This window comes from Bradyrhizobium sp., from assembly GCF_052389815.1.
Classification (GTDB): Bacteria; Pseudomonadota; Alphaproteobacteria; order Rhizobiales; family Xanthobacteraceae; genus Bradyrhizobium.
In genome coordinates, this window is sequence record NZ_JBQTHN010000040.1 from 24550 (window position 1) to 41165 (window position 16616).

The following is a 16616-nucleotide window of genomic DNA, read 5'->3' on the forward strand; positions in this document are numbered from 1 at the left end:
CGTCAGCCAGCTTTACGAGCACACCTCCGTCATGGTCACCACCAATCTTGCGTTAGGCGACTCGCCGAACTGAATGTTGATGGAAGAGATTCGCTTGGAACAGTGTCCCTCATTGAGACTCGTCGGTCATGCCCATGCCGCCATGAAGCTGCACAGCTGGATCGGCGGGTCTCCACTGCCTTTGCGCTAAAGCACCTTGCGTGGCAACCACAGTCCAAACTCCGGCCATGCGATCAGCAGCGCGAGGATGAGAAGCTTCATCACGACGAACGGTAGCGCCGCTGCATAAACATCCATCAACGTTACGTTCGAAGGCGCGACGCCCTTCATGACGAATAGCAACAACCCGAACGGCGGCGTCAGCAGTGAGAGCTCCATTGCGACCAGTGTCAGCAGAAGCAGCCACGTGACATCGATCTGTTGCGATAGCGCAAGCGGGATGAAGAACGGCAGGGTCAGCAGAATCATGCTGATCTGGTCCATGAAGCACCCCAGCACGAGCAGGATTCCCACCATCACGAGAACGAGCGCGAGGTTAGATAGGTCGAAGTCCTTCAACTGAACCAGCAGACCGTTTGTCCCGCCCGAGATCGCCAACAGCTGCGCAAAGGTCAGAGATCCAGCGATGATGAATAAGATCATCACCGATATCTTCGCGGTCTCGATTGCGGCCGTCATCAGGTTCCTGAGCGTCAATGCTCGATAGCACGCGCAGACAGCGCCAGTCGCAACGCAGCCCAATGCGGCCGCTTCGGTCGGCGATGCGATGCCCCAGAACATGGTCGCCACCACGACAATAAAGATGGAGAGCAAAGGCACGACGTATACGAGCATTGGCAGCCATTCTGCCTTCCTTCGGACGTCGATGTCCCCCGCAGGGGCGAGAGCGGGATTGAGATAGCAGCGCACCACCACGTAGCCGATGAAGATCGCCGCCATGGCAAGGCCAGGGACGATGCCGGCGACCAAGAGCGCCGCAACCGACCTCTCGGCAAGGCTGGCGAGCAACACCGCGAGAGCAGAGGGCGGAATCAGCATGTCGATGCCTCCAACCGCCATGATCGGCCCCATCGAAATCTTCTTGTCGTAACCGGCCTTCATCATCCGCGGCAACAGTGTGTTGCCAATCATCGCCGTGCTCGCGATCGTCGAACCAGAAAGACTTGCAAAGATCGTTCCGCCGAACAGGGAGACAACCGAGAGTCTGCCCGGCACGCGCACGATCAGGCGGTCCACCGCATCGATCGCGCGAAACGCGACCCCGGTATGGAACAGCATCTCTCCCATCAGGATGAACAGCGGGATCGGCGTGAGATTGAATTTTGCGACCGCCTCAAGGCATTCCGAGGGGAAGGAAATCAGCGCCTTTGCACCACCAAGAAAGATGATCGCGCCGGCGACATTGACGGCAAGAAACGCCAGCGCAACCGGGAGACCGAGGAAGAGCAGCACACAAACGCCTCCCATGAGAATCGACAGGGCGATATACCACTCCATTCTACACTCCAACGATGACGTCTTTGGTCTCGATCGCTTCCTCCGGCCTCGGCAACCGTCGGACAAACTCGAGGACGAGCAGCGCCATGGAAAATGTGAAGACGACGTGGAACGGCCAATCCGCGACGGTGATTGACTTGTATTGCTTCAAGCCTAGTCGGTAAGCGTCAATCGCAGCGAGGCCGCCGTAATAGGTCATGATGCAGCAAACGATCACGCCGCTCAGGTCCAGGAACTGCTCGAAGCGCCGCGCGAAGCGCTTTGGCAGCGACTGCACTACAATGTCCACCCTAACGTGAAGGCCCAGACGAAGCAGCCATGGCGCGCCGAGATACGTGGAGATAAACAGGATATATTCGCAGATATCGACGCTCCATTTGATGCTGCCGATGTTGGTGGCCCGCAGCAGCACGTCGACCGCAATCAACAGCGGCATGAGTAACAGACCCAGCGCTACCAGCGCACCGAGGCTACTGATCAGTGAATCGTACGCGCCAACGAGGCTTTGAACACCACGTTGAACCGCAGGGTTTCCCCGCTTCATACTTTCCGGCAACGCCGGCTCTCCACTGTACATGTCGAAGCGCCGCTACTTCGAGAACAGCTTGCGGAGCTGCGGCCCACGCTCTGGACTACGATCGATCACCGCCTTCCAGGCCGTTTCGACCGCCGCGCTGGTGAACTTTTTTGCTTCTGCTGCATCGAGCTTGAGAGGTTGAATGTTTGCTTCTGCCTGGGCCTTTGCTGCGGCGGCGTTTATGGATTTGACTTCATCGGGAAGACGCGCCTCGAACTCGAGCATAGTCTCCTGAAGCAGCTTCTTGTGCGCCGGCGAGAGCCTGTTCCAGCTCTCCAGATTGATGATGGTCTGGATGTCGCCGTCATAGAAGCCGGGCTCAACGCGATACTTTGTGACCCTCAACCAATCTGGAAGGAAGCCGATCAGCGGCCAGCCGAAGCCGTCGATAGAGCCGTTCTCCATGAACGTGTAGATCTCCGAGAGATCGGAACGCAGAGTCGTGGCGCCAAGCGATCCAAAGAATGCCTGGTAATGCGGCGCAACCCGGATCCGATAGCCAGTCAGGTTCGATTTCTCGATCGGCTTGCGCAGATAGAGGTGAAAAGTCGTGCCCTCGAGCGTCCTGCCGAGGAAGAACAGTCCCTTGTCGGCATGGATCTTCTGGACCACATCAATCGCACCATTAGCCCGCAGTTCTGTGATGCTACGTTCAGTAAGGATCAGCGCGAGCGCCTCGGGAACAGTCGACTCGTAGTAGGGTCCTGTGCTCGACATCATGTCGAACTGCCCACGCTGGACGCGTTGACCCAGCGTGAATGGACTTCCGATCGTCGGCGCACCGCCTTTGTAATCGATCTCAAGCGTGCCATTGCCCCTCTTATTCACCTCTTCGACGAAGCGCTCGAAGTTCTGCGAGAACAGATGGCCGCGCGGAAAGCCGCTGGCAGCGGTCAAGACGATCTTTTGCGACGCAAGCGCCGGAGTGGACAATGCGGCGATCAACGCCGCGACCAGCATTGCGGTTCTGCGGAATTTCATCATCTCCTCCCCAGTTTCTTTACGCGATCTTGAGTTCTATTTTTGAACTTGTCAACAATGAAGATCCCTGTTTTGTGCTGGTTTGCGCCGCTTCTATCGTCCTCAGCAACATTCTAAAATGTCACCTACGATGCTGGCAGTTGAGCGGCGGTGTGCTTCTGACCTCGTGCCTGGTGGAGGAATGTCGCCGGCCCATTTCTACAACACGCGGTCCCGACTGCATCGTTCTCATGTTTTGGATTGGCAATCAGCAGGCGGTGCCTTCGGCAGATTTGCCTCCTCGCCGGCAAGGTAGGCCTCTCGTGCCGTCGTCCGCGCCAAATATGGCTCCGCGCTCTCGCAGATTCCTACGCCATGGTCGATCGCCCAGGTCAGGCAGGTGGTCAAGAGAATGTCAGCCGTGGTGAACTGGCCGCCCATCAGGTAGGCGCGCCCGTCGCGCAGGCGGCGTCGACGTTTCGCAGTTGATCTCTGAACGCAACATAGGAGCGTGGTTCCGCGCTCAAACGTTGGCGACGTTCAATTGCCGCCGCCGGATCGGGCCCCTGTCCGGGCAAGAGTCAGAGTCAAAGCAGCTCGCGATAGATCCCGAGGCCGGACATGATCAACGCGATCAGCGTCCAAAGCACCGGACTAGTTAGCCATTGCAACACCATTGCCATCCCGTCGACTGCAAAATCCGTGAAACACGGCAAGCCGTTCCACTTCGGCAAGACCGTCTCTGCCCGACTATTCTGTGAACCCACTCCCTAGTCAGACTTGCCGAGAGCTTTCAAGATAAAGCGAATCTGGTCGCGCAGGTCTGCTTCGGTATCTTCGCCGCGTCGAACGCAGTGCTCGATCAGAATCGGATGGAAGAACGGCGTGAAGGCGGATTTAACAGCTCGCGCGGCTTTCGCGGCATCTTCGACCTCGAACTCGCCCGCTTCGATGCCCTCGCGTATGATCGCCTCGAAGTTCGCCACCATCCGTTCGACGTGCGCCCTGATGATCGTCCAGTTCTCCTGCATGGCGACGACAATCAGGTCGTGCATGTGCTTTTCCTTGACCAGCTTCGTCTTGTTGTGGCGGTGAACAGCGGTCAGGAGCCGGTCGAGCTTATCCATGGCGGACGCGTTCGTGCGTGCGATCGCGAAGGCAATGTCAGCAACCTCGTTCAAAACCCGCCCGCAGATCGACTCGTTGATCGCATCTCTCGAGGGAAAGAAACGGTAGACATTCGCCGGGCTCATGCCGAGTTCGGAGGCGATGTCGGCCACCGACGTCTTGTGGTAACCGATGCGGCGAAAGTGCTCCTCCGCCACCTCCAGGATGCGCGCACGCGCCTCGTCGGAATCAGTTCCCGTTCGGACCGGACGATTCATAGATACAACAGAGCCCTACTCGGCAGCTATTGCTGTTCGCAATTCCGGTTCCTGCGTAGACTCCTCATGGACCTCATCTGCCGTCGGCTTGATCCTAAACCACGCAGCGTAAAGCGCGGGCAAGAACAGCAGGATCAGCACCGTGCCGACCGCCGTGCCTCCGATCAGCGTGTAGGCCATCGATCCCCAGAACACGGAATGCGTGAGGGGGATGAAGGCCAGCACGGCGGCAAGTGCGGTCAGGATCACCGGCCTCGTGCGTTGCACCGTGGCCTCGATGACGGCGTGATAATCATCAAGGCCGGCAGCCCGGTTCTCCTTGATTTGTTCGGTCAGGATCAGAGTATTGCGCATCAGGATGCCCGCCAGTCCTATCAGGCCAAGAATGGCGTTGAAGCCGAAGGGCTGGTTAAAGGCGAGCAACATCGGCACGACGCCGACGAGACCAAGGGGTGCCGTCAGCATGACCATGGCCATCGTCGAGAAGGATCGCACCTGCAGCATGATGACGATCAGCATGGCGGCGATCATGGCAGGAAAGACCGTGGCCAACGCGTCATTGGCCTTGGTTGCCTCCTCGATCGATCCGCCCAATTCGATGCGATAGCCGGCCGGAAGAGATGCGATCAACGGCTGCAGGGCCGTCTTGATCTCCTTGGAAACCTCTGGAGGCTGCGTGGCCTCATTGATGTCCGAGCGAATGGTGACGACGGGCGTGCGATCGCGGCGCTTCATGATCGGCTCTTCCAGACGGACCTCCGAACGGCCGATCTGGTCGAGCGGAATCGGGCGGCCGTCCCGGCTCATCAGTGAGAAATCCGCCAGGCGCGTCGGATCCAGCCGCTCGCCGCCCGCGCTGCGTGCCACGATGGGGACATTGCGGATGTCCTCGCGGACCTGCGTAACGGGGATGCCGGTAAGGAGGAACTGGAGCTGCCGGCCCACCTCCGCTGGCGAGAGGCCGATGAGGTTCAGTCGATCCTGATCCGGGATGAAGCGGAGTACCGGCGTACGACTGCCCCAATCGCGGTTCGCTTGCCGCACATCGGGAACGCCGCGCATGATGTCGAGGGCTTTCTCGGAAATGCTGTACAGTTGTGCAGGATCAGGCCCCATGACCCGAAACTCCACCGGGAACGGCGTGTAGGGCCCGAACACAAGCTGAGTGACGCGCACATTGGCCTCAGGTGCAAGCCCATGTGACACCGCCTGTCGGAGCCGGTGCTTCAAAGCCTCGCGCGCCTCCGCGTCCGGCGTCAGCACGACGATCTTGGCGAAGGCCGGATCAGGCAACTCCGGCGCCATCGCGAAGAAGAAGCGGGGCGCCCCCTGGCCGACATAGCTCGTGACGATCTTGGCCTCCGACTGGCGGTCAAGCCAGTGCTCGAGCTTCTCGACTGTGGCGGTCGTCGTCTCAATGCTGGTGCCTTCCGGCAGGCGAACCTCCACCAGCACTTCCGGGCGGTCGGACGTCGGGAAGAACTGCTGCTTGACGGCGCCCATCCCCACGACGGAAAGCGCGAAAGCGATGGCGACGATGCCGCTGGTTACGAACTTGTGGCGCACGGCGAAGGTGATCAGCGCACGCAGGCGCCGATAGTTCGGTGTGCCGTAAATCGCGTGGTGACCGCCTTCGATCGGCTTGATCGCGGGCAGCATCTTGACGCCAAGATAGGGCGTGAAGACCACCGCGACGATCCAGGAGACGATGAGGGCGAACCCCACGACCCAGAAGATGTTGCCGGCGTATTCACCGGCCGTCGAGCGCGCGAAGCCCACCGGCAGGAACCCGGCAACCGTCACCAATGTTCCGGACAGCATCGGCGCCGCAGTATGGCTCCACGCGTAGGCCGCCGCCTTGATGCGGTCCATGCCCTCTTCCATATTCACCACCATCACCTCGATGGCGATGATGGCGTCGTCCACGAGAAGACCAAGCGCCAGGATCAGGGCGCCGAGCGTGATGCGGTCGAAGAACCGGCCGGTTTCCAGCATGATGAGGAACACGACGGCAAGCGTCAGAGGGACCGCGGCCGCCACGACGATGCCGACGCGCCAGCCGAGGCTGAGCAGGCTCACCAGCAGCACCACGCCGAGCGCCATCGCAAACTTCATCATGAATTCGTCAACCGCCGAGGTGATGTTGACGGCCTGGTCGCTGACCTTGGCCAGAGTCATCCCGAGTGGCAGCGTCCGAGCGATAGCTGCGGACCTCTCTTCCAGCGCCTTGCCGAGCGCGAGGCCATCCCAGCCCTCTTGCATAACCGCCGCGAGCATGATGGAGGGCTCACCCTGATGACGGATGAGATAGGTCGGGGGATCCTCGTAGCCGCGGCGGACTTCGGCGATGTCGGAGAGCTTCAGCGTCCGTCCCGCAGCGACGATCGGAGTGTCGGCGATCGCCTGGACGCTGTCATAAGCGCCGTCGACCCGGATGAAGACCTGCGGCCCCTTGGTATCGATCGAGCCTGCCGGCGTGACCGTGTTCTGCCGCTGCAAGGCGGCAACGATATCCTGTGCCGACACGCCGAGGGTCGTCAGTTTGGCATAGGAAAACTCGATGAATATCTGTTCGGGCCGTTCCCCGAGGATGTTGATCTTCTTGACGCCGGGCACGTGCAGGAGGTCCTGCCGAATGATCTCGGCTTGTCTGGCGAGTTCCCGCATCGGCATGCCTTTGGCCTTGAGGGCATAAAGGGCGAAGCTCACGTCCGAATATTCGTCGTTGACGAAGGGGCCGAGCACGCCGGACGGCAGCTTGCGCGCTTCATCCCCAAGCTTCTTGCGGGCCTGGTAGAACTCCTCCTGCACGCTCGATGGCGGTGTGCTGTCCTTCAGCGTAACCGTCATGTACGCATAACCTGGCCGTGTGGTCGTCTCCACCCGGTCGTACCAGGTCAGCTCCTGAATCCGCTTCTCCAACGGTTCGGCGACCTGATCCTGCATCTCGCGCGCCGTCGCGCCTGGCCATACCGTCGTGACCGTCAGGGTCTTGATGGTGAAGGAAGGGTCCTCCGCCCGCCCGAGCATGAGGAAGGCATAAGCGCCTGCGGCCGCCAGCAGAATGATGAAGAACAGAGTTACGGCCCGTTCGCGGACGGCGATCGCGGAAAGATTGAGGCTCATCAGTTGCTCCTGCTTTCAGAGGCAGTCCTGACGCGAGCGCCTTCGTGCAGGAGGTGAGCGCCGAGGGAAACAATCGGATCACCAGAACTCAATCCGGAGATCACGGCGGTTTCGCTGGTCACACGCACAAGCTTGATGGGCTGAAAGTGTACGGCCGAGGTACCGCTGTCGAAGATCCAAACGCCGGTCTTGCGGCCGTCATCGAGCACGGCTCCCAGCGGCACCTGAACTTCCGGCTGACTCGCCTGGCTTGCCAACCGAATGGTGACCGTCGCGCCGAGTGGTGCTGCCGCGGCTTCACCGTCGAGCACATAGCGGGCCTCATAGGTACGGGTCTGAGCATCGGCGGAATCCGACAACTGCCGGAGATGCGCCGTATAGCGCCGCCCATCGGCCCCATACACGCTGGCCTCGGCCACGGAGCCGATTGCTGGCCGGATCGTTTCGGGAAGCGCGACCAACGCTTCGCGAGGACCGGCTTGGGCAAGCCGAACGACGGTCTGACCGGCGGAGACGACCTGTCCTGGCTCGCCAAGCGTTTCGATGACCGTTCCGTCCGCGTCCGCGACCAGGACGGAATAGGTGGCCTGATTCTCGGCTACCAATGCCTCGGCTTCGGCGGAGGCGACTTGCGCCTTCGTCGTGTCCGAAGCCGCCTTCGCCTGCTCGTAGCGCTGTCGGGAAGCCCATCCGTCGCTCACCAACTTGGCGTATCGCTGCTCATCGGCGTCGGCCTGAACGAGAGATGCACGCGCTGCGGCAACGGCGTTGCGCTTCGCGGTGAGCGCAAGGCGAAGGTCGGTCTCGTCGATCCGCATCAGCGGCTGACCGGCTTTGACCTGCTGGCCGACATTCACGAGCCGTTCCACGATCTTACCGGCGACGCGAAAGCCAAGATTGCTCTGGACCCTCGCCCCTATGGTCCCCGTGAAACCGCGTTCGGATCCGATCACCGGTGCTGCCGTCGCCAGGCTGACGATCGGTGGTTCCTGCCTCGGGTCGCGCGCCGCGGAGGCTTTCTGAGCGGAAATGGCAAGAGTAGCGAAGACGGCCGCTCCGGACGCCGCGATCAGGACACCAGCCAAGGCCGCAAGTCTGTTCATTCTCATTGCCGTCTCCATGCTATTTAGATTTCGTTCGAACTCTATAATCAGATTAGAGGTCGATCGCAATCTAAATCGGAGTGCTGACGGGAATGTGATCCCCGGAAACCGGCCTTTTCGACCCTCTGGCGACGCCAAATCCAGCTATGCCACTTGATAGATTGCGTTCGCACTCTATCTAAGTTATAGAGTTCAACCGAAATCCAAATGGAGCTGCAAGATGCGGGTGAGTCGCATTCAAGCCGCGGAGAACCGCCAAACCGTGATCAATGTGGCGAGTCGCCTCTTCAGGGAGCGCGGCTTTGATGGCATCGGGCTCAAGGATCTGATGGAGGGTGCCGGGCTAACCCAGGGCGCCTTCTATAAGCAGTTCGCGTCAAAAGAGGATTTGGCGGTAGAGGCGTCCAGGCGCGCATTGGAAAGCGCGTCCCACCGATGGTCGGACGCAGCCGCGCAGAATCCCGACGATCCGCTTGGCGCAGTGCTCGCTTTCTACCTCAATGGCGACCATCGCGAAGAAAAGATGGATGGCTGCCCGATCGTAGCGCTCGGCTCAGATGCCGCCAGACAGGGGCCGGACGTGAAAGCGGCCTTCGAAGCGGGGATCAAGGCATATCTCGAAGTGCTCGGCCGCCTCATTGCCGAGACCGGCGGCGAGGCACCCAGTGGCAAGGCCATGGCCATTCTCTCGACGATGGTCGGCGCGGTGACGCTATCGCGCGTCGTCAACGACCCTGATCTGGCCCAGGCCCTCTTGGATGCGGCGGTCGAACAGGTTCGCGAAGCCGCTGCCGCTTGAAAGATCGTCGCCTTCAAAGCAGCGAGAGATCGAATGCGTAGCGCGACTGAAGTCAAACCAAGTCTGCTCAAGATATCGGATACGCTAAGCGTACGTTTCCAAAAGATCGGCAGCGGGCCTCCACTGCTTCTCGTACATACGATCCGGACGCAGCTCGAATATTTCCGCAGTCTTGCGCCCCTGCTCGCGACATCGCACACGGTGTACGCCATTGACCTCCCTGGCCACGGACACTCACCAATCGATCCAAGTGCGAGCTTCGACGAACCCTATTTCAGGCGGGCCGTCATTCGCTTCATCGAGGAGCTAAACCTCTCGGCGGTGACGATTGTTGGCGAGTCGATCGGCGGCGCATTGGCTCTCACGGTGGCGGCGGCGCTTCCGCAGCGGGTGAAGCGGGTCTATGCGATCAACCCCTACGACTACGAGACCCGCTACGGGGACGGTATTCGACGCGGCAACTGGCTCGCGAATTTCATCATCGGAAGTTTGCAGATCCCGGTGCTCGGCGCGGTGAATGCATCGCTCGAAAACAAGATGATTCTCGGCAAGATCATGGGCGGCGGATACCACGACCCGCGCAAACTGCCGGCCGATCTGCTCGCCGAGTTCGATGAAGTAGCCCACCGCCCGGGATACAAGCGGATCGCACGCAAGGTGCTGGCAGAGTGGCGATCCTGGAGCAGGGCCCGCGATTACTATCGGCAGATCTCGGCGCCGGTGACGCTCATTTATGGCGATAGCGATTGGTCTCGGCCAAACGAGCGCGAACGCACACGGTCGCTGATCCCTGCCGCGCAGATGGTGACGCTGAAGAATACCGGCCACTTCTCAGCTGTCGAGAATCCGTCGGACCTGGCTCGCGTGATACTGGCGACAGCATGACCGCAATGATCAAACACAGGAGTGCGCAACGATGTTTAAGCGCTTTTGGGAGAGTTTGAATTACTGGGCTGAGGCCCTCAGCATGGACGATCCGCGCGGCGACTACATGTTCAGGCTGGAAGATCGCGTCTCAAAGCTTGAGCGCGAAGTCGAAGGTCTTCGGATCAAATCCCGAATGACGCCGGCTGCCTCAGCGACTGAGCGCGTCCATCAACAGCAAAGTCATCTTCCACAATGAACGCCGCCAATTCAGCGAAGACGGTTGTCACGAGTTGTTTATTTCTTCGCCTGCAGAGCTTCAAAGCTCGTTCGGAGATACTAGATCGCGATAGAATGATGGTTATCATATGGTGGCGGGGCGGTTCGCTAACTGCGGATTCGGGCTCTTAGGTTGTCTGGAGCAAGTATGGGCGAAGTTATTCGATTTGTGCCAAAGTCTGAGCGCGAGCGAGACCGTCTCATTCGGGAGGCGCGCGCGATTTATGACAGCATCTTCCCGCCATCCGATCCAGTCGGCGAGAAGCGGAATAATGCACCGGTGAGTCATACGCTCAGCGGCGCCAATATCTGTCGTGGCGACGAGGTTCTCCTGTCTTGATCAAGATCATTGCCGTACTTTGCAGTCTCTCCTCTCCGGCAAATTGCCACGAGCAGATCGTCACCACCTCGGACTTCGCCGACCTCTCGGTGCTGTCCTGCCTGATTGGTGCCCCGCAGCTCGCCGAATGGATGAAGCAGCAACCCGCCGAGCAGCTGCTGGCGTGGCGCTGTGTGATCGGCAAACAGGATGGCAGGGGCGCTTAGGCCAAAGCGGCTTTCCTGGCGGGAGTTCGCCTGTCCTATCGCTCCAAGTTCTTGTTGCACCTCCGTCACTATTGCTAATATAGTTACTTGCTTTTTAACGACGGGAGGACAAAAGATGCGCAAGGCTGGTGTACACAACTTCCCAACAATTGACCGTGTCATCTATGGCAAAGCTGCGTCTGAAGCTCTGAACGAAGAGGCAGAGCGACTGAACGCAAAGCGCGTCCTCCTTCTCGCCAGTCGAACCTTGAACACCAAGACCGATGAGATCGAGAAGATTCGGCGTACGCTCGGCGACAAACATGTGGCGACCTTTGACGGAATTGCACAGCACACGACGCGCAGGCAAGCTGCCGAGGTTGCCCGTCAAGCTAAAGACGCAAAAGCTGATCTGATCGTGGCCGTCGGTGGAGGTTCTGCCATCGATCTCGCAAAAATAGTCATAATGGCGATGGAACATGATATCCGCGATGAAGCGGGTTTCGATCCATTCCCCATGGGCCCCGGCGTAAACGTCTCTCCGTTCCGCTCGCCCGCAGTCCGACAAATCGCGATCCCGTCAACGCTGAATGGTGGCGAATACAATGCAGCAGCGCTTGTCACCGATGAACGTCATAAGTTGAAGCAGATATTCTTCCACCCCCAAATGTCGCCAGTGGCGATTATTCTCGACCCTGCCCTCACCCTTCATACGCCTTCGAGCCTTTGGATGGGATCGGGAACGCGCTCGATGGATCACGGTATCGAAGCGTTGTGCTCGCCCGCCGGCACCCCGTTAGCCGACGAGGTCGTCTTGGCGGGTATCCGCATCCTGCGTGAGGGAATGCTCCGGACCTTGCAGCACCCTGACGATCTCGAGACGCGGCGACTATCTCAACATGGCTCATGGCTTGCGTCTTTCGGCCTCCAGGCACGCGTCCCGATGGGAGCAAGTCACGGCATTGGCCATGTGCTTGGAGGGACTTTCGACGTTCCTCACTACTATTGCACACCTGTCATCATGCCGAGCCTGCTTCGATACAACAAGCCATTCACCGAGGATGCGCAGAAGCGTTTAGCGGCGGCTCTTGGCGGACCAGGTATGGAGGCCGCAGACGCCTTTGCGGAATTCACCAAACGCCTTGGATTACCTGGCCGCCTTGCCGATGTCGGTATCGGTGAAGACAAGTTTGGCAAGATCAGCAAGATTGCAATCAATCATCGCTTCATCCAAGCCAATCCGCGGCCGTTCAAAAACGAAGCTGACATCGTCGATCTGCTGCGAATGGCCGCTTAGCCGAAATAGCGAGGCCCACGCGCTGAAGCCGCCTCCCTCCGAAACGGCTGAAAGCCGGGTTCATTCCCCTCGGGTCCGAGACGACGGCGAGAACGCACGAGCTTGATCCCGGCCTTCCAGCTCCGTTCCTACTTGCCGGCTTCTCTGGCGCGACGCGCCTCATAAGACTTCACATGCGCATAGGCCGCGTTGAGAAGGGCAGGAACTTGTCCTGCTTTCGCCCGACCCAAGAGGTCGCCCAGAACATGATCGCCTTCTGTCTGCGATCCTTTCTCAATATCGCGCAGCATGGACGCCATCAGCGGCGAGCCTGGCATTGTGAAGATGGACCGCGTGCGTTCCATAAAGGCCGGACGGGGCTCAAATCCTGCCCCGGCCGCGATCCCGCTGCACTCGTCAAGAAAATTCATCACAAGGCCGGATGCGCCAGCGGCGACGATATCCCCGATCGAGGCGCGCATCAGACAGGTCGAGCCCGCGGCGGTGGCGATGAACACCCATTTCTCCCACATGTCCTGCAGGATGTTGTGGCTGGACTCGGCAATAAAATTGGCGCCTGACAATGCAGCGATGATCTCATCGCGGCGCTTCGATCGCGCCTCGTTTTGCTCGCCAAACCCCAACGTATGCAAATCGACGAGATGGAGAACCTCACCATTTGCAGACATCGTGGCCGAGATGGCGCATTGGCCACCAAAGACCTTCTCCGCCCCGAAGCGGGTGTTCAGCACTTCGATATGACGCAGACCATTCAAAAAGGGAATGATGACCGTGTTGTCTCCCACCGCGGGGGCGAACGATTGAATGGCACAGTCGAGATCATAGGCCTTGCAGCTCAACAATATCAGGTCGTAGTAGCCTTTCAGCCGCTCGGATGTCACGGTCGGCGGTGATGGCAGATTGAGATCGCCGGCTGGGCTCCTGACGACAAGTCCATTTTTCCTGAGCGCTTCTGCGCGGGCTGGCCGCACGAGGAACGTGACATCACGCCCGGCAGCCAAAAGCCTTGCGCCGAAATAGCCGCCCAAGGCTCCAGCCCCGATCACTAACATCCGCAAAGTTGATCTCCTATTTCATACGAGCGCCGGCGATCGAAACCAGCCGTTGATGCGACACAGCAGGCGGCGGGGATAGACAGCCAGACCTCACCGGCGTCCGTGCATGGCCCGGCATGCGCCGACAGCGTCAGTTGAGCAGATCCGGCTGCTCCTTCACGATCTTCGAATAGAGGGTCTGGAATTGAAACCAGCCGGTCCTCGGCGCACCGAGAATGTTGAATGCCTGCTGCACGGACTTTTCGGGAATGATCTTGAGAGATTGCCCTGTTCGCGCAGCCGCCGCCTCAGCGAGCAACTGCACCTGGCACGAGCGCTCCATCGTGATGAACCACCAGACAGCTTCATCCACGGTCTGGCCGACCGTCAGAAGTCCATGGTTCTGCAAAATAGCCGCCTTGTGAGGCCCAAGCGCCCGGGCGATTTGCTGACCTTCATCCAGCTCGACTGCGACCCCGCCGTAATCCTCGTACAGGGCGTGATCATTGTAAAAGGCGCAGACGTCTTGCGTGATCGGATCCAGCTTCCGGCCTAGTGTCGCGAACGCGCGGCCGTATGTGGAGTGCGAATGCGCCGCACCGACAGTATCGGGACGTGCAGCATGAACGCTCGCGTGAATCGCGAAAGCAGCAGCGTTGACGGGATGGTTGCCTTCGACAACCTGGCCCTTGTGGTTGACCCGGATAAGATCTGACGCCTTGATCTGGCTAAAGCTCATGCCAAAGCCATTCACCCAGAATGTGTCGGTGAACTCCGGATCGCGCGCGGTGATGTGGCCAGCCACGCCTTCATCGAACCCGAACTTGGCGAACAACCGGAAGCCAGCTGCGAGGCGCTCTTTGCGATGTTGCCGTTCTTCGGCCAATGTTGAAAAAACCGGCGGTTGAGGTAGACCGTGCGTCATCTTCTCCGTCGCATCCGCCTGCTGAGCATGTTTTGAGTGGGCGTTCATCGCATTCTCCCGTTTTGTCTTGTATGTTTCGCGATGCGAAATTGGAGGTTCGCTGGCTTTTCACACATGCCAGCCTTACAATTGGGCTCCATCGATCTGTCGAGGAAGCTGACGGATGGCCATCCAAAGCACAATTGAATTCGGTTGCTGATTGTTGAAGCAGGCTCAAACCAGAATATGTCTAGCCCGGCTCTTCCACCTCTCACGAGTCTGCGCGCCTTCGAAGCGATCGCGAGATTTGGCAGCGTCAAGCTTGCTGCCGAGAGCCTTAATCTGACGCCGTCCGCTGTCAGTCATCAGATTCGATCGCTAGAGGCGCACTTCGGGGTGCAACTGGTAGAGCGGAAGGGACGCACCATCGCTCTGACCGAAAGCGGTGCAGTCTACGCCGCCTCCGTGCTGAACGCGTTCAACGAATTGTTTCGCGCGAGCGACATCTTGGGTGTCCGAAAGCACGATCGCGTTGTACGCGTCAGCGTGACTCCAACGTTTGCAATGCTCGCTGCGTTGCCCCACTTGGAACAGTTCCGCAAGGCGTCTTCCAACCTCGATCTCAGACTGGAAGCGCGCAACACCACGGTCGACTTTGCAAAGGACGATCTTGATGCCGCGGTGCAACTGGGAACGCCGCCAGCGCCTGGCCTGACATTCCATCGGCTTCTTCGCTCCCGCGCAGCGCCCTGCGCCGCGCCCAACCTACTTGATAGATTTGGGCCTATCAGCACGGTCAAGGACCTCACTAAGTTGCCCCTGATCGAGTTCAGCACTGTGCCGCATAGCTGGCGTGCATGGTTTCAGGCAAACGACCCTGATCTCCCGTCGGTCGAACCGGAACTGCTCGGCGACAGCCTGCTCACAGCACTTCAAATGGCACGGTCCGGCATGGGAGTAATTCTTGCACCGTTTCCCTTGGTTTCGCCGATGATTACCAGCGGGGCTCTCAAGGCCCTTACGCTCTGGCCGCCCTTCAAGCTTGACTCGCGTGACTTCTATTTTACCTATCGAAAAGTGCATGAAACATCGAGCAGGATTAACGCTGTGCACCAGTGGCTGAAGCTCATAGCCAGGGACCTCGAGGCGGAGTCTGCAATGTTGGGGATTTGAGGCTGGTGGCGATACTTGGCTGCTCCAAACGGTGTGTTCTGAGAAGAGATGATCTTCAGGAAGTGGCTGTCGCGCCGGTCTCTTCGGCTTGCCACCCAAAATCCTCAAGGAGGCTGATGGATGTCGCATCACTGGTAGTCATAGAACCCTCGACCGCTCTTCACGCCAAGGCGGCCCTCGGCGATCATCCTCTTCAGCAAAATCCGCGGCCCCTCGGGCAGGCCGAGCCGGCGCTGGGCATAGTTCTCTTCGATGCTCAGCACCACGTCCAGACCCACCGCGTCCATGAGGCGGAAGGGGCCGTTTTTTGAACCGGTGGCCTGGCTATAGATGGCATCCACCACCTCCGCCGAAGCAACACCCTCGGCTACCACGGCCAGCGTCTCGCGTTTGATGGCGGCCCAGATGCGGTTGAAGATGAAGCCCATGCTCTCGCGCTGCACCACGTAGGGCGTCAGGCCATAGCCGGGCAGCACGTCGACCAGCAACTGGATCACAGCCGGGTCGGTCTGGCCGCACGACATCAACTCAATCGGCGTGATGCGAGGCGGCATCAGGAAGTGCGTGTTCAACAGGCGCGCCGGATTCGTCACGCTGTCGGCAAAGGCGCTCGAGGAATAGGATGAGGAGTTGCTGGCCAGGATGGCGTCGGGTTCAGAGAGCGCATCCACCTGCTTGAAGATGTCCTTCTTCAGTTCAAGATCTTCGGGCACTGACTCCACGACGAGCCACGCATTCTTTAGCGCGGCAGTCATGTCGTCGATCCCCATGATGGTGCCTGCCTTGCTGTCTGGAAGCGTAGCGAGCACGGCAGGTAATTGCTCTCTTGCAAAGGCGATGCCCGCATCGCGCGTCGCGGCGCTGCGGGCATACAGGCGCACTTCAGCGCCGCGCGTCGCCAGCATCAGCGCGATGCGGCGGCCAAGCGTGCCGGCGCCCAGAACGGCGATGGGGCGGGTGGCGATGTCATTAGGGAGTTTGAACGTCATGGCGATAGCCTCGCGATTTTAGGCGAGCGTTCCTTCGACGCACCGCACGCAGTGACTCGATCTCAGCTCTCTCGGTCGTGTGAACGTTGTCGGTGCCACAAACG

Annotated in this window: 17 protein-coding genes; 7 read left to right on the forward strand and 10 right to left on the reverse strand. The window is 59.6% G+C overall.

Translation table 11 applies throughout. The features are described 5' to 3' along the window. Positions 1-186 precede the first annotated feature (186 nt). The 7 genes from ACT4OC_RS08605 to ACT4OC_RS08635 form a co-directional block, all read right to left on the reverse strand. Positions 187-1497, reverse strand: a complete 1311-nt coding sequence (locus ACT4OC_RS08605) for a TRAP transporter large permease (RefSeq protein ID WP_444838550.1) — start codon at positions 1495-1497, stop codon at positions 187-189. Between the two features lies 1 nt (position 1498). Next, positions 1499-2053 (reverse strand): TRAP transporter small permease, encoded by a 555-nt coding sequence (locus ACT4OC_RS08610; protein ID WP_444838551.1) that lies wholly within the window; start codon positions 2051-2053, stop codon positions 1499-1501. A gap of 33 nt (positions 2054-2086) precedes the next feature. Then, a complete protein-coding gene (gene dctP, locus ACT4OC_RS08615; protein ID WP_444838552.1) occupies positions 2087-3055 on the reverse strand; it encodes a TRAP transporter substrate-binding protein DctP in 969 nt (322 codons plus the stop codon). A 566-nt stretch (positions 3056-3621) separates the two neighbouring features. Further along, a complete protein-coding gene (locus ACT4OC_RS08620; RefSeq protein WP_444838553.1) occupies positions 3622-3768 on the reverse strand; it encodes a hypothetical protein in 147 nt (48 codons plus the stop codon). A 36-nt stretch (positions 3769-3804) separates the two neighbouring features. Next, positions 3805-4419, reverse strand: a complete 615-nt coding sequence (locus tag ACT4OC_RS08625) for a TetR/AcrR family transcriptional regulator (protein WP_444838554.1) — start codon at positions 4417-4419, stop codon at positions 3805-3807. A 15-nt stretch (positions 4420-4434) separates the two neighbouring features. Next, positions 4435-7545 carry an efflux RND transporter permease subunit gene (locus ACT4OC_RS08630; RefSeq protein WP_444838555.1) on the reverse strand — a complete coding sequence of 1037 codons (3111 nt, stop codon included), beginning with the start codon at positions 7543-7545 and terminating at the stop codon, positions 4435-4437. Next, positions 7545-8654 (reverse strand): efflux RND transporter periplasmic adaptor subunit, encoded by a 1110-nt coding sequence (locus ACT4OC_RS08635; RefSeq protein WP_444838556.1) that lies wholly within the window; start codon positions 8652-8654, stop codon positions 7545-7547. The genes ACT4OC_RS08630 and ACT4OC_RS08635 overlap by 1 nt, the downstream gene beginning before the upstream one ends. A 214-nt stretch (positions 8655-8868) precedes the next feature. Here ACT4OC_RS08635 and ACT4OC_RS08640 point away from each other — a divergent pair, with 214 nt between their 5' ends. From ACT4OC_RS08640 to ACT4OC_RS08665, 6 genes are all read left to right on the forward strand, one after another. Continuing rightward, positions 8869-9447 (forward strand): TetR/AcrR family transcriptional regulator, encoded by a 579-nt coding sequence (locus ACT4OC_RS08640; RefSeq protein WP_444838557.1) that lies wholly within the window; start codon positions 8869-8871, stop codon positions 9445-9447. A gap of 33 nt (positions 9448-9480) precedes the next feature. After that, a complete protein-coding gene (locus ACT4OC_RS08645; RefSeq protein WP_444838558.1) occupies positions 9481-10332 on the forward strand; it encodes an alpha/beta fold hydrolase in 852 nt (283 codons plus the stop codon). 31 nt (positions 10333-10363) lie between these two features. Next, on the forward strand, positions 10364-10570 hold the full coding sequence (locus ACT4OC_RS08650; protein ID WP_444838559.1) for a hypothetical protein: 207 nt from the start codon (positions 10364-10366) through the stop codon (positions 10568-10570). 168 nt (positions 10571-10738) lie between these two features. Further along, positions 10739-10930, forward strand: coding sequence for a hypothetical protein (locus ACT4OC_RS08655; RefSeq protein WP_444838560.1), 192 nt, complete (start codon positions 10739-10741; stop codon positions 10928-10930). Continuing rightward, positions 10927-11136, forward strand: coding sequence for a hypothetical protein (locus ACT4OC_RS08660; RefSeq protein ID WP_444838561.1), 210 nt, complete (start codon positions 10927-10929; stop codon positions 11134-11136). Before ACT4OC_RS08655 ends, ACT4OC_RS08660 begins: the two co-directional genes overlap by 4 nt. Positions 11137-11251: 115 nt before the next feature. Then, positions 11252-12412, forward strand: coding sequence for an iron-containing alcohol dehydrogenase (locus ACT4OC_RS08665; RefSeq protein WP_444838562.1), 1161 nt, complete (start codon positions 11252-11254; stop codon positions 12410-12412). A 128-nt stretch (positions 12413-12540) separates the two neighbouring features. On the opposite strand, the gene panE is transcribed toward ACT4OC_RS08665, so the two are convergent. Both panE and ACT4OC_RS08675 read right to left on the reverse strand, forming a co-directional pair. Next, a complete protein-coding gene (gene panE, locus ACT4OC_RS08670) occupies positions 12541-13470 on the reverse strand; it encodes a 2-dehydropantoate 2-reductase (protein ID WP_444838563.1) in 930 nt (309 codons plus the stop codon). 127 nt (positions 13471-13597) lie between these two features. Next, positions 13598-14419 (reverse strand): class II aldolase/adducin family protein, encoded by an 822-nt coding sequence (locus ACT4OC_RS08675; protein WP_444838564.1) that lies wholly within the window; start codon positions 14417-14419, stop codon positions 13598-13600. 144 nt (positions 14420-14563) lie between these two features. Here ACT4OC_RS08675 and ACT4OC_RS08680 point away from each other — a divergent pair, with 144 nt between their 5' ends. Further along, entirely contained in the window at positions 14564-15523 is a 960-nt protein-coding gene (locus ACT4OC_RS08680; RefSeq protein WP_444838565.1) for a LysR substrate-binding domain-containing protein, read from the forward strand. Between the two features lie 128 nt (positions 15524-15651). Here ACT4OC_RS08680 and ACT4OC_RS08685 read toward each other — a convergent pair whose 3' ends face one another. After that, positions 15652-16512, reverse strand: a complete 861-nt coding sequence (locus ACT4OC_RS08685; RefSeq protein ID WP_444838566.1) for a 3-hydroxyacyl-CoA dehydrogenase family protein — start codon at positions 16510-16512, stop codon at positions 15652-15654. Positions 16513-16616: the final 104 nt, after the last annotated feature.